Source organism: Candidatus Nitrospira allomarina, assembly GCF_032050975.1.
GTDB lineage: Bacteria > Nitrospirota > Nitrospiria > Nitrospirales > UBA8639 > Nitrospira_E > Nitrospira_E allomarina.
The window spans coordinates 893,445-907,116 of sequence record NZ_CP116967.1 but is presented as its reverse complement, the minus strand read 5'-3'; the positions used below and the strand labels follow the sequence as shown (position 1 = coordinate 907,116).

Annotated in this window: 12 protein-coding genes; 8 read left to right on the top strand and 4 right to left on the bottom strand. The window is 51.1% G+C overall.

Translation table 11 applies throughout. The features are described from left to right. Window positions 1-258: 258 nt before the first annotated feature. Together PP769_RS03885 and PP769_RS03880 are read right to left on the bottom strand one after the other, a co-directional pair. Window positions 259-3,042, bottom strand: coding sequence for a helicase-related protein (locus PP769_RS03885; RefSeq protein WP_312645414.1), 2,784 nt, complete (start codon window positions 3,040-3,042; stop codon window positions 259-261). Between the two features lie 213 nt (window positions 3,043-3,255). After that, a complete protein-coding gene (locus PP769_RS03880) occupies window positions 3,256-4,887 on the bottom strand; it encodes a sigma-54-dependent Fis family transcriptional regulator (RefSeq protein WP_312645412.1) in 1,632 nt (543 codons plus the stop codon). 204 nt (window positions 4,888-5,091) lie between these two features. Here PP769_RS03880 and PP769_RS03875 point away from each other — a divergent pair, with 204 nt between their 5' ends. The 8 genes from PP769_RS03875 (at window position 5,092) to PP769_RS03840 (ending at window position 11,425) form a co-directional block, all read left to right on the top strand. Then, window positions 5,092-5,640, top strand: coding sequence for a carboxymuconolactone decarboxylase family protein (locus PP769_RS03875; protein WP_312645409.1), 549 nt, complete (start codon window positions 5,092-5,094; stop codon window positions 5,638-5,640). A gap of 66 nt (window positions 5,641-5,706) precedes the next feature. Continuing rightward, entirely contained in the window at window positions 5,707-6,072 is a 366-nt protein-coding gene (locus PP769_RS03870) for a SnoaL-like domain-containing protein (protein WP_312645407.1), read from the top strand. Window positions 6,073-6,111: 39 nt separating this feature from the next. Next, on the top strand, window positions 6,112-6,795 hold the full coding sequence (locus PP769_RS03865; RefSeq protein ID WP_312645405.1) for a cysteine hydrolase family protein: 684 nt from the start codon (window positions 6,112-6,114) through the stop codon (window positions 6,793-6,795). A 165-nt stretch (window positions 6,796-6,960) separates the two neighbouring features. After that, window positions 6,961-7,902: an alpha/beta fold hydrolase gene (locus PP769_RS03860; RefSeq protein ID WP_376753417.1), complete on the top strand. Its 942-nt coding sequence runs from the start codon at window positions 6,961-6,963 to the stop codon at window positions 7,900-7,902. 62 nt (window positions 7,903-7,964) lie between these two features. After that, complete coding sequence (locus tag PP769_RS03855; protein WP_312645396.1) at window positions 7,965-9,077, top strand: alkene reductase; 1,113 nt, start codon at window positions 7,965-7,967, stop codon at window positions 9,075-9,077. A gap of 33 nt (window positions 9,078-9,110) precedes the next feature. Further along, complete coding sequence (locus PP769_RS03850; RefSeq protein ID WP_312645394.1) at window positions 9,111-9,731, top strand: pyridoxamine 5'-phosphate oxidase family protein; 621 nt, start codon at window positions 9,111-9,113, stop codon at window positions 9,729-9,731. 53 nt (window positions 9,732-9,784) lie between these two features. After that, window positions 9,785-10,405 carry a DUF5069 domain-containing protein gene (locus PP769_RS03845; RefSeq protein ID WP_312645392.1) on the top strand — a complete coding sequence of 207 codons (621 nt, stop codon included), beginning with the start codon at window positions 9,785-9,787 and terminating at the stop codon, window positions 10,403-10,405. 30 nt (window positions 10,406-10,435) lie between these two features. Then, a complete protein-coding gene (locus tag PP769_RS03840; RefSeq protein ID WP_312645390.1) occupies window positions 10,436-11,425 on the top strand; it encodes a zinc-dependent alcohol dehydrogenase family protein in 990 nt (329 codons plus the stop codon). Between the two features lie 29 nt (window positions 11,426-11,454). On the opposite strand, the gene PP769_RS03835 is transcribed toward PP769_RS03840, so the two are convergent. Beyond that, window positions 11,455-12,141, bottom strand: coding sequence for an OmpA family protein (locus PP769_RS03835; protein WP_312645388.1), 687 nt, complete (start codon window positions 12,139-12,141; stop codon window positions 11,455-11,457). Continuing rightward, entirely contained in the window at window positions 12,138-13,364 is a 1,227-nt protein-coding gene (locus tag PP769_RS03830; protein ID WP_312645386.1) for an anti-phage protein ZorA-like protein, read from the bottom strand. Before PP769_RS03830 ends, PP769_RS03835 begins: the two co-directional genes overlap by 4 nt. Window positions 13,365-13,672 lie beyond the last annotated feature (308 nt).

Below are 13,672 nucleotides of genomic sequence, written 5' to 3'. Positions count from 1 at the left end.
CCTTTCATTCCTCGTCCGCCGTTCACCTTTTATTCGGGGATCGAGTCAAGTCTGTCTTTACACTGTTTAGACTTCTTGCAAACCAAAGGACTGCGGCCCGCCATAAGGAATACCTACCTAACTAAACTAAATTACAACAACAGACGCGACCCCTTTTTTTGTTGTTTCACATATTTCCCTAATGATTGTACTCGCTCACACGAGGAATTTACAGCACACGCAACGGGGAATGTACCCTCGAGGATTGAATTCAACGGCTTAAACCGTATACATGACACGCAGCGCGGACAGATGGAGGGTACTGCTTTGCAAATGCTTTTCCAAATCCGAAATTTTCGTCCGCAAGAATTGCACTTCTTCATCGCGAATTGTGGGGTTGCGCTTTTGCAGGGTAAGGAGACGCTGTAACTCGTTATCTAATTCTTCATGCATCGAGGCGATGGCAGCATTGCGAAGCATGGGGAGCTGTTGCGCGGCTATTTCCTCAATGTGTTGCACCTGTTTTTTTAATGTCGCACGTGTGCTCTGGATCATTTGCTGTGCGACTTTCCGATTGATCTTTTCCAGTAAAGTTTCGTAGCTGTCAGGTGGTAGTTGCTGGGTATAGTTTTCCCCGTCCTGGTTGACCAGCAGGCGCAATGCGTGGCAAGGAAGGTAGCGCCCGGTCTCTAATCCGGCGGGTGCAGGGCAGTTCGATTGGAATATGGCTTCGATTAAAATACTGTGCGGTGGAAGATGTGGCAGGTGTAACGCGCAGACACTGGCTCGGCCTCGTTCTCCGTTCAAAATCAAGTCGATTGTCGAACGGACTAACGGGTGCTCCCAGCTCAGGAAATGCATGTCTTCTCGCGCAAGGGCCGTCTCGCGATTGGTCGTCACGGTGATGCCGTCTTCGGGTAACTCAGGAAATTGTGCCACCTGTAAATGAGCACCCGGTCGTACGATCCAACTGCTTGGCGAATGATCTTCAATTTCAACCCCAAAACAATCAAAGGCGTTTTCAAGGTATCGTAATAAGATGTTCTCCTGCTCATTGTGTTTGATTTCTTTAATCAACGGGTCAGCAATTTCCTGACGGCAACCACTGAGTTCGAGCAACCGGTTGCGACCAAGGGTGAGTTGCCGGGTCTTTTGCTCGTGCAGTTGCCTGCATTCCTTGATGAACCGGTCCTCATCGGGGTGTTCGCCGGCAAGGTAAGCAGCAAATTGTTCTTCCATTTCGGCCTTGATGTGTTGGCCGGTTACGCAACTATGCTCAAACGCATTGAGTGCATGATGGTACCAGCGGCTCAGTCGTGCGTCTCTTGAACCTGCCGCGACAGGCACGTGAATATTGATATCGTGCTGCTGCCCGATTCTATCCAGGCGGCCAATGCGCTGCTCCAGTAAATCGGGTTTATCGGGTAAGTCGAGCAGGACGATATTATGTAGAAATTGAAAGTTTCGGCCTTCGCCGCCAATCTCCGAGCAAATCAATATTTGCGCACCGTCTTCGGCATCGGCAAACCAGGCGGCAGCGCGGTCTCGTTCCAGGAGACTCATGTGTTCGTGAAAAACACCGGCTGGCAGGCCATGCCTTTGCAGCATTATTTTTGATAGGGAAACCGCGGTCTCGGCGGTCGCGCAAATCAGTAGCACTTTGTGCGGCGATAGTTCTCGTAGTTTATCGGAAAGCCAGTCAATGCGGGTCTCGTTTCTGTCGTCATCGAGTACAGCAGGAATGAAGTGACGCTGGGGAAACCCGCTGATTGACGCACGCGTGTTCCTGAACAACATGCGGCCAGTGCCGCGTTGATCAATCAACCGGTCGATGAGGTGTCGTCGAAGTATGCGTGCATCGTTATTAGCGGCATTGATGGCTGCTAGGTCGATGGCATCGCTATCATCAATGAGCGAACGTACATGTGCTAGATCATCTTCAGTCATGGTCTGATGATCGAGTAGGAGATTCACCAGCCCGGCAGTCGCGGCATGTTGTTTCTCCTCGGCTAGGTAGCTGTCGAGCGAGTGGAAGCGCGCCGGGTCGAGTAGTCGCAAACGGGCAAAATGTCCTGCCGTGCCAAATTGCTCGGGTGTGGCTGTTAATAACAAGACTGAATCTGACTGATTCGCTAACGTTTCGATTTGTCGATACTCCTGGCTGCTCTCGCCCGGTGTCCACTCCAGATGGTGCGCCTCATCGACGACCAATATATCCCAATGGCACATGGCCATTAACGGGGCGATATCATCGCGGCAGGCAAAGTGTAATCCGCATAACACGAGGGGAAATTGATCGAAAAGGTTTTCAAGAGGTGCCGATTCTTCTGGATTGTCGAATGCCTCGTCGATATGTGAAAAATACTGCTCATCGATTAAGGTGAAGCGTAAATTAAAGCGCCTGAGCAATTCCACCAGCCACTGATGCAGTAGTGGTTCCGGTACGATAACTAAAGCACGGTGTATTTTCCCGGTCAGTGTCAGACGGTGCAAAATTAAACCGGCTTCAATGGTTTTACCGAGTCCCACTTCATCGGCGAGTAGGACACGCGGGGCGGTTCTCGTTGATACTTCATGGGCAATATAAATTTGATGTGGAATCAGGCTGACACGTGGCCCGTGTAAGCCAAAGCTTGTTGATGCTTGTTGTGTGGCAAGGTGTTGCAACGTGGCCGCACGTAGCTCAAACCATCTGTTGTCGTCAACTTGCCCGGCAAACAGTTTGTCTTGAGGTACATTAAACGTGAGTGCATCGGACAGCTCACGTTCATGCATGGTGGCCGCCTCACCACTTTCCCGAATGCCGTGGTAGCGCACTGTGCCGCTGACATGTTCTATTTTGGTAATCGAAAGACGCCAACCATCCATACTGCTAATTGAATCACCAACATCAAATTCAACGCGTGTCAGAGGGGCAGTGGCTTTTGCATACGTGCGTGTTTCATCAGCGGCGGGAAATTCAATTTGAACCGTGCGAAAGGCGACAGATTGGACGATGCCCAACCCGAGTGCGGCATCGTTGTCACTCACCCAGCGTTGGCCAGGAGTAAAATTATCCATCATATTCACTCATCTTCTTTTAAGAGGTAGAGATTGCTTGGCTGCTAAACACGAAAATCGATTTTGGAGAGGTAAAGTTAGTCTGCGGCATTCCCAGCCATGGTAATTGTTCTGCGCAGGGTGAATTTCTTGCTCTCCTTAAAGGCGAATACCGCAAACGCATACATTTTTGACTTGTATTCCATTCCTACCTAAATTCAAGTCAGTGACGCCAATCTAATGGGCCTTCTCAATCCCCATCTTTTTGATGCGGGAGAGGAGGGTGGTGGGTTTGATGCCGAGGAGTTCCGCAGCCCCGCCGGTGCCGTAGATTTTCCAGCCTGTTTTGAGTAATGCGGCTTCGATGTTTCCTTTTTCCTGAAGGCGAATGTCCTCTTCGGTCAGAATCCGGCCGGCGCTGTCACCAGTTTTCTTGATGGGTGTTTTGAGTGAGGCCCCGCTGGCTTGGGGCACGGGTAGGTCGAACTTGACCGATCCACATCGTGAGGAAATTACGGCGCGCTCGATGATGTTCTGCAGTTCCCGCACGTTGCCCGGCCAATGATAGTTTTGTAGTTTCACCACTTCGGCCTGGGTTAATTCCCGTCCTGTGCAATTCAATTTTTTGCGGACATTGGCCATGAACATGCCGGCCAACAGCGGAATATCCTCCTTGCGATTGCGAAGTGGGGCGACTTCAATCGGAAAAACATTCAACCGGTAATACAGATCCTGGCGGAAACGTTTGGCTTCCACCTCTTGGGCCAACTTTCGGTTGGTGGCTGCGATAATGCGGACATTGACCTTTCTGGTGGTTTCCTCGCCTACCCGTTCGTATTCTCCCTCCTGTAAGACGCGTAAGAGTTTGCTTTGCATCTCCAGGGGGATTTCTCCTACTTCATCCAGAAAGAGCGTGCCGCCATCGGCCGCTTGGAACCGTCCGGCCCGGTCTTTCATGGCGCCGGTAAAGGAACCTTTGGCATGCCCGAAAAATTCGCTTTCATAGAGATCTTTGGGAATCGAGGCACAGTTGACCCGCACGAGCGGATGATCCTTGCGCTGACTGCGGCGGTGTATCTCCCGCGCGACCAATTCTTTTCCGGTTCCCGATTCTCCGGAGATGAGTGCGGTGGCATCGGTGGGAGCCACCAGTTCAATCTGTTGGACCAGGTTGGCGATGGCCGGACTCTGCCCGATGATATCACCAAAATTCTGTGCTTCCAGGACTTCTTCTTTTAAGAAGGTGTTTTCCAATTCCAATTGGGCTTTGAGTCGTTCGATTTCCTCAAAAGCCCGGGCGTTGGCAATGGCCACGGCCACATGATCGGCAATCATCCGGAACCAGACGGTGGCCTCATTCGTGACCGGTTCCCGTTCGAACACGGCCAATACGCCCAGGGTTTCCCCTTTATAGATGATGGGTTGTCCGTGAAAGCCCTGGATGCCTTCCTGCCTGGCCCAGTCCGGCCTGGCAATCCAGGCGAGATTGTGTTCCATCTCATTAATAACGAGTTGTTCGCCGGTCTTTCCAATCCGCCCCACTTTGCACACACCCAGCGGGAACCGGGCAAAGTACCCGTCGGTTTTCATCCATTCGGTTTTATCTCCCCCACCCGATCGGCCCGCACTGGCTACGAGGTGGAGGCACTGCCTCTGATCAGGGCATTCCTCCTTGAACCGGCAGGTGGAGCAGATATCGCCGGGTTTAAGCAACCAGATTCGCGCCAGGACCACTGTGGGTCGATCTGCCAGCCGTCGCACAATCAACCACAGTAAGTCGTTTAATGAACGTTGCTGGGCGATGTCCAGCAACAGGCATTTCAGGGAATCCAATGTGGGTTCTCGGCATTCCGCCTTTGTCGTCGTCATAGCTGAAAATTTAAACGAAATTTCGTTGATGTGCAATGAGTTTTCGTGTGGCACGATTTTTCGTTGTATTTAATAATGGTGTAAATATAAATTTTATAAATAAAACAATATGTTATGAAATTTTATCGATTGGCACGGTCATTGTAATACCACGAAAACATGAATGCGAACGTTTACCAAACTCACACAAGGAGAACCCAAACCATGCCACGATTACCTGCACTCAATCCAAAGACCGCCACCGGCCAGGCCCAACGTTTGTTGAAAGGCGTGGAAAGTAAGCTCGGCTTCGCGCCTAACATTATGCGGACCATGGCCAACTCGCCGGCGGTCCTTCAGGGGTATCTCGATTTTTCGGGAGCCCTCTCGAAAGGCCATCTTTCGGCGAAGTTTCGCGAACAAATTGCCCTGACCGTTTCCGAGGTCAATGACTGCCGGTATTGCCTCGCGGCCCACTCGGCTATTGGCCGAACCATGGGGCTCAGTGAGGAGGCTATCAGTGACAGCCGGCGCGGGGAATCACTCGACACCAAGGAGGCCACGGCCCTGGAGTTTACGCGGCAGATGGTGTCGAACCGGGGACAGGTTACGGACGAAGAGGTTGCCAAACTCCGCAAGGCCGGGTTTACGGACGGGGAGATCACAGAGATCCTGGCCAATATCGGGCTGACACTGTTTACCAATTATTTCAACCACGTGGCCGGGACAGAGGTGGACTTCCCTGCGGTTTCCGGGCTGGAAGCCAGGGTCTAAAACCGTCCAGGTCTAAATTCAGAACCACCATTACTCAATCATTCCTGTCATGAAAGGAGAAAAACCATGACCACACAAACTGCCCTTAACCTTCAAGACAGACTGGAGGACTTGTTTGCATACATCCGGGAAGGCCGCATTCTGGATGCCATCAATGAATTCTATGCGGACGATGCGGCGATGCAGGAAAACAATGAGTCCCCGACGGTGGGGCGCAGTGCCAATTTGGAACGGGAGAAACAATTTCTCAGCACGGTGAAAAAATGGCAACGGTTCGATGTCACGGCCAAAGGCGTGGGCAAGGATGTGACATTTTATGAAACCGTCATGGATTGGATCGCAAGGGATGGTACGCCGGTTCATGTTGAACAGGTGGTGGTCGCCAAATGGCAGGACGGCAAGATCATCCATGAGCGGTATTACCACACCTAATCCAAAATACTATTCACCTATTCAAAAAGGAGATTGATCATGGCATTTCCCAACCCAGGCATGGACTTTATTCCTGATCAGACGGCCCTAGTCGTTACCGACCCCCAGAATGATTTTTTAAGCCCAGGAGGCGTTGCGTGGAGCGTGGTCGGCGAAAGCGTGACCGAGAACAACACTGTTGAGCATCTAGACACACTTTTTCAAACCGCCAAACAGACGGGAATCCAGGTCTTTGTTTCACCTCACTACTACTACCCCTCGGATCATGGATGGGCGTTTGAAGGCACATTGGAAGCGGTGATGCACAGTATCAACATGTTCGATCGTGTCGATCCGTTAAGTTTGGAAAATTTTACAGACTCCGGTGCGGATTGGCTCGAGCGATTCAAGCCATACATTGCAGACGGTCAAACCATCGTTGTGAATCCGCATAAAGTTTACGGGCCGGAGACCAATGATCTGGTGCTGCAATTGCGCAAGCGGAAATTCAGCAAGGTTATTCTTGCCGGCATGTCCTCGAATCTCTGCGTGGAATCACACATGCGAGAATTGATGGAGCAAGGCTTTGAGGTTGCCGTGGTCAAGGATGCCACGGCAGGCGCCAAAGTTCCCGAAGGGGATGGGTACAAATCCGCGCTGGTTAACTACCGAATGATTGCCAATACTGTCTTAACGACGGAAGAGATCGTGAACCGTTTGCATGACTCAGTGGCAGCCGTATAGGGGCAACAATTTGTTTGATTCGAGCCCTTAATTTGAAAGGCGAAGACTCGCCGAACCAATAGAGTAAAGGAGAACATAAACATGAAACGCTTGAATAACACGATGGTTAAAGCATTTATCACCTTCTTGGGAGTGGTGCCGTTCAGTCTCCTTGGGCTGTTGGTTATGGGAGCGACGGCCTCCAAGTCCGGAAATCAGGAACCGGCGTCAGGTCACGCCGTGCCCAAGGCGGTCAACTACCCCACGCTTCATAAAACGGTTGAGGTCGACGGTCTGAATATTTTTTATCGTGAGGCAGGGCCTAAGAATGGGCCGGTTATTTTATTGCTTCATGGGTTTCCGACTTCCTCACATATGTTCCGGAATCTGATTCCACAATTGTCGGATCGGTTTCATGTGCTGGCTCCGGATTATCCGGGATTCGGAAATAGCTCTATGCCGACGGTGGACGAGTTCACCTACACGTTCGACAATCTGGCAATCGTCATAGAGAAATTTATCAAAAAAGTGGGCTTGAAATCCTACAGCCTCTATTTGATGGATTACGGGGCGCCGGTGGGATTTCGATTGGCGGTCAATCACCCCGAACGGATCGAATCTCTCATTATCCAGAATGGGAACGCCTATGAGGAGGGCTTGCGGGAATTTTGGAAACCGTTTCGGGCCTATTGGGAAGACCGCACGACCGAGAACGCCGTGGCTCTTGAGGCCTTTCTGAACCTGTCCGCGACCAAATGGCAATATACCCATGGGGTAAGAGATCCGGAAGCGATCAGTCCAGATAATTGGCTGGTGGATCAGTATCTTTTGGATCGAACGGGCAACAGGGACATTCAATTACAGTTGTTTTATAGCTACGGCTCAAACCTGCCCCATTATCCCCAATGGCAGGCGTATCTGCGCAAATATCAACCCGCAACGTTAATTGTGTGGGGAGAGCATGACAAAATCTTTCCGGCCGAGGGGGCTTATCCCTATAAACGCGATTTACAGAATCTCGAGTTTCACCTTTTAAACACGGGCCATTTTGCCCTTGAGGAGGACGGGATGGTTATCGCCGCCCATATCCGCCGATTTTTAGATACCAGAAAGGTGGCTCACAAGTGAACGATCGCCATGATTGAAAAGTTCGGGTCACGTAATATTTATTTCATCAAAGGAAACAGATCATGACAAAACTATTTGAGCCATTACACATAGGTTCCCTGACCTTACCCAATCGCATCATCATGGCACCGTTAACACGGATGCGATCACAGCAGCCAGGAAATGTTCCTCACGAGCTCAATGCCGAATATTATGCTCAGCGTGCGTCATCCGGTTTGATTGTTTCTGAAGCTACGCAAATCTCCCAACAGGGCCAAGGCTATCCTGGTACCCCTGGCATACATTCCCCTGAGCAGGTCCAAGGCTGGAAACTCGTGACCGATGCCGTGCATAAAGCCGGCGGCCGAATCTTTCTTCAACTCTGGCATGTGGGGCGTATTTCTCATCCCTCTCATCAACCTGATGGTGGGTTGCCGGTTGCGCCCTCTGCTCTTGCTGCGGAAAACAGCGGGACGTATACGGTCGATTGGCAGGAAACGCCGATTTTGGTTCCGCGCGCATTAGAAACAGATGAAATCCCGGGAATTGTTGGCGATTATAACGCAGGGGCTCAAAACGCCAAATCGGCGGGTTTTGATGGCGTAGAAGTCCATGGAGCCAATGGGTATTTACTCGATCAGTTCCTTCAGGATGGTTCCAACTTACGTACTGACCACTATGGAGGATCCATTGAGAATCGTGCCCGCTTGTTGTTGGAGGTTGTCGATTCCGTCATCGAAGTTTGGGGGAAAGATCGTGTCGGCGTGCGGTTATCACCCTTTAACGCGTTTAACGGCATGAAGGATAGCGATCCCATCAAGCTGTTCACTTATGTGCTTGGGGCGCTGGATACCCGAGGCGTGGCCTATGTCCATTTAATTGAACCACGTTCATCATTTGCGGGCATGCAGGACGAGAGTCTTGAAGACAAACCACAGACCTCCTCATTATTTCGTCCTGTCCTGAAGACCATCCTGATTTCTGCCGGAGGACATACTCCCGTTTCAGCCTCTGAATATGTAGAAAATAATTTGGCTGATGCTGTTGCGTTTGGAAGGCACTTTATTTCCAACCCTGACCTCCCGGAGCGTATCCGCCAATCCTCACCTCTCACCCCCTATGATCGTGCCACATTTTATGGCGGAGATATGAAGGGATATACCGACTATCTTCCACTGAAAGAACAGGCCGCCTAACGACCACTTGAGTTAGGAAAAGGAGACTAAGCCATGAAACCACCAATCAGTGATATCGCGTTCACCCCATCCGTAAAGGCCCTCCAAGAGAGGATGGGATCACGTAAACCTTTTGCTCAAATGGAAGAAGGAGACGGATGGTCGAGCACCATCACGCAAGAGCTTGCAGATTTTGTGAGGAAGCAGGATTCATTGTATCTGGCCACCGCCAACAAGGACGGAAGGCCGTACATCCAACATCGAGGAGGTCCCAAGGGCTTTCTCAAAGTACTGGACGACCGCACTCTGGCTTTTGTTGATTTCGCAGGCAATCGCCAATATATCTCATTAGGAAATTTAGCCGAAAATCATCAGTATTTTTTGTTCCTGATGGATTACGCGACCCAAACCCGAATCAAGGTGTGGGGAACCGCAGAGGTGATTGAGGATGATCCCGCCTTGCTTAAGAAACTTTCTGATTACCGGTACAAGGGAAAGCCCGAACGGGTTATTCGTTTTCATGTGGAAGCCTGGGATACCAATTGCCGACAACACATTCCTGTCAAATATTCACAAGAGGAGGTCGACCGGCTTATGTTGCCCCTTAAAGGCCGTATCACGGCCTTGGAAACTGGAATTGAGATATTAAGCAGACAATTGCGAGTGCCGGTGTGAACGAATGTCAGTCGATTAATGTTAATGGCCATGCTGAAATAGGAGACAAGGAAATGAAAACATCCGTACAATTCAAGGAACCAATATCCGAATCGACAGAAGTTTGTGATTATACACTTGGAACTGCAAGGGAACATCAAACGATGAATCATGAATCCGAAGAGTGGGAAGAGAGATTCCGGGCCCTCTTCGAAAGCAAAGTCACGGCCTATAAAAACGGGGAGCGTAAGGTGGACGTAATGTTTACGAAAAAAGAAGAAGATTTTCTTCGATCGATCGGGGCCACGCCTCAGGAAATTTTCGACTTTGTGGAGGACTGGTGTGATGCCGGAGAACCCGATCCGGAAACCGCTCTCGCCATCACCAGGATAAGGCGGGATTATTTTTTAAACGATCAACAGGGACAGTATTCGAAATTTGTGAAAATCACCGAATTGTTCCCGCCCCGGGAGGCCTCTCTGGCCGGATTGGAATGGTTTCCGCGCATTATCGAGAAAGCCAGAGCCAAGCTTTATGGAGAGTTGCCACCCGATCTGATGTATAGTTGCGGTGCGGATCGTCGATTTCTGAGAAAGGTCAACGTCAATCCCATTGAATTTCTCCAAATGGTCCGGGAGGCGGATGACGACGTGGACCGCATCGTGAAATTTGTGAAGGAACGATCAAAAACCTGACCCAAATGATTTTTTTGAAGGAGGTAGGTGATGCCAAGGATCGTGCGTTTTCATCAAACAGGCGGACCTGACGTTCTGAAGCTTGAAGAGTTACCTTTGGCCGAACCGGGCAAGGGAGAAGTTCGCCTGAAGGTGGAGGCTATTGGCCTTAACCGCGCCGAAGTCATGCTGAGAAAAGGCCAATATTTGGAGACTCCTCAACTGCCCTCTCGGATAGGGTATGAAGCGGCAGGAGTCATTGATGCCGTTGGTCCCGACATCACAGACCTTCGGATTGGGGACAGGGTCAGTACGATCCCGTCCTATCCCATGAGCCAATATGGTGTCTATGGTGAGAGTGCCATCGTCCCGGCATCTGCGGCCGCTCCTTATCCCGACAACCTCTCCGCCATTGAAGGTGCTGCCATCTGGATGCAATACATGACGGCGTATGGGGCACTCATAGAATACGGAAATCTGAAAACAGGCGACACGGTTTTGATAACCGCCGCCAGCAGCAGCGTGGGATTGGCGGCCATTCAAATCGTCAAAGCTACCGGAGGAATCGCGATTGCAACGACTCGTGGCGCAGATAAAAAAGCCTTTCTCCTTCAAGCGGGAGCGGATCAGGTGATTGTGACCGATGAGGAAGATCTGGTGGAAAGAGGGATGGCACTCACCTCTAGAAAAGGCGCGCGCCTGGTGTTTGATCCTGTTGCGGGTCCGTTGTTGGAAGAACTCGCCGCCGTCACCGCACCTGGAGGGATTATCTTTGAATATGGGGCATTGGCTCCACACCCAACCCCATTTCCTTTGTTCCCTGCCCTGGCAAAAGGGTTAACCATACGAGGGTATACGTTGTTTGAGATTGTCAAAAACCCGGAAATGCTGAAGCGCGGGAAAGACTATATTTACCAGGGATTAGAATCCGGCGCGTTAAAACCGATCATCGATCGCACGTTTCCCTTGGCCGAAATAGCGGAAGCGCATCGCTATATGGTCTCCAACCAGCAAAAAGGGAAAATTGTGGTGACAGTGTGAAATTTGGGATCACATTGGCAGGTTGATGCCTACAACGATGGAAGAATTGTGGGAAGCCCTTCGGCCATGTGACGTTGCTCGGTTGAACGGAGCCGGATTTTAAAGATCACGCGGCGGCTCTTTTCCCGGTTCACCCTGCTATTCCCATCGTAGATCAAGTCTTGCCTGCCACGGCCGGAAGCTGATGTCATGGCTTGGAAGCATTGATAGGCCGACGGCTCTTGCGCCTCAATGGCCTCTAGCCCCTTCACCATCACGGCCAGGGATCGCTCCTGGCTTAATTTTAAATTATAGGCATCGTCCCCGCGATCGTCGGTGTGACCCTGGATTGCGAGGGAATCGATTTTGTCGCGTAAAGGTCCGCATAAGACGGCCGCATAGAACGGCATCGCCTCCTGTAAAAACTGGACGGCGTCATGAGAAAGTATGCTTTGTCCGAACTCAAAGGTGAGTTTATTGTCGGGGACGACGATGAGAAGCGTGAGCGGATCGTGGGGATCGGAATCCAGGGTAAGTCCCAATCGCTCTAAGTGGTCCCGAAGGGCTGCCTGCACATTCTCTTTGTGTTCTTGCAATTGCGATCGGGCTTCGGAGGGGGTTTGGGTGATAAAGGCCGCAAAGAGCAGAATGAAGATCATGGCCAGTGAGGTCATGAGATCGATGATTCCTCCCGTCGTGAGAGAACTGGTGTTATCCGGATCCGTCGGGGAACTCATCCTGTCCGCCGGTGCCTGACTGGCCCCGGCCGTTTTGGCCAGGAGCCGATTTTATCGAAAAGGCTGATCATGGAAGGGCTCCGAGCGTATGAAGAGGTCTTCCAAAGGGCTGGGCGGTCTTCGAAAGGTTTTTCCGTCGGCATAGGATGCAGATTGGCTTCCTTGAGCCATTTGGTGAGGCTGTGAATGGCATCGTTCAAATCATTAAGGGGACCTTGAAGCCGGTCCGTCATGACACGTGAAAGGTCCGACACGGTTCGTCGGATTTCCGCATGTTGCTCCTGCTGCAATATCGTCAAAGTTTGTATGGCCGCTGTTAAATCGGCAGTTGAACCGGCAAGCCTGTTTGTCTCCCATTCGGCCGTGTGTGGGCGGCCTTCTCCGCCGGAGGCCGAATGGTCGGTTGAGGATCGGCCTTGCATGGCCGTGAGTTGCTCTAACATTTGCTCCATGGTTTTTCGAGGAAAGAGTTGATCAATGAGACCAAGAAAAACGTAATGATCGCTTATCAGCCGGGCCATGAGCGGTTTTTCAATGAACGTGAAGACATTGGCCACGATAAGTCCGACGATGGATGTCAGGAACTTGCCTGCCAGCCCGTTTATCAGCCCCTGAATGCCGACAATCTCACTTCCCTCGGCATGTAGCTTGCCAAGGCCGATAAACAAGGCGAGAAATGTCAGCAGTAACCCGAGACCCGTGATGAATGAAGGCAATTGACGATAGAACGGCAGATTCACATGTTTGGCAATGAGGGCTTCGTGAGTAAACACCTCTGCGGCGCGTTTTGTGCTGAATATCCGCGGGTCGACAAACCACGGGACTTGTTCAAGAATGAGTGTCATTCGGTATTGCGCCCATGGGTCGCGAAAGATGGGTTCCTGTTGCATTCCCGAGTCGAGCGTGTGGATGTCTTCACTGTCCAGCCGGCTCGAAGTGGATGCCGCCCGGTCCACATGGGTTGAGAACCCCTTTACCGGATGATGCGTGAAGCGGTTGCGATCGATTTCCTTTCGTTCGTTGGCAAGTGCCTCCAACATGGGGCGTATTCGATTGAACGCCAGACGAACCGAAGCCGTTTCCTTTCGCATTTTGAGAATGTGCCACAGAAAAAATACTACAATCCCGACAGATCCCAGCCAACTCAGCATGGGGCTGTGGGGGCCGCCCAGGAAGGTCACGTCACGGCTCAAAAACTCCCACAGGCCAAACGTCGTGGTCACCTTGCCCTCCGCGTTGTCATAGTGCCCTCGCTTTCTGCCTGGCATTGTTGTTGATTATCAAAAGCATATATAGCCCATCTCAAGTTTCGTGCCGTCACTAAAACAAGTAAAAATCTATAAAATTTCGGAAGATTTGTGAATGTTTGGGAACCTTGAGAGGGGCGTTGGGCAAAGAGTGCCTCCTGCATCGGCAAGTTGGTCCTCAAAAAAAACGCATCCACAATCATGACCTCCCGTAAATTCTGGCCCAATTCGCCTCCCCCTGGTCTCTGCCTGTCATTCTCAGCCGGTGCCAAAGGTTGCCAGAC